Annotated in this window: 1 protein-coding gene; it reads left to right on the forward strand. The window is 59.2% G+C overall.

Annotated features, from left to right (window positions below; all coding sequences use genetic code 11):
• On the forward strand, positions 1–260 hold a 260-nt coding region (locus tag EOD29_RS32830), incomplete at both ends, for an esterase-like activity of phytase family protein (protein ID WP_164763997.1).

Genomic DNA, 260 nt, shown 5'->3' on the forward strand with positions numbered 1-260 from the left:
GCCAAACCCTTCGCTTACGACTGGCAGCTTGTCGCGCATCATCCACTATGACGGCACGACCGGGGAGCCGAAGGCCGAGTACGTTTATCCGGTCTCGCAGATCCCGCAGGTCGCCACGAAGGCTGGCGGCGGCAACGACAATGGCTTGTCGGAGATGATTGCCCTCGATGACCATCGTCTGATTGCCGTTGAGCGCAGTTTCGCGCAGGGCTTTGGCAACAACGTCACACTTTTCATGATGGATCTGGCGGATGCAACCG

Origin of the sequence: Mesorhizobium sp. M1A.T.Ca.IN.004.03.1.1, assembly GCF_003997555.1 — a bacterium.
Classification (GTDB): Bacteria; Pseudomonadota; Alphaproteobacteria; order Rhizobiales; family Rhizobiaceae; genus Mesorhizobium.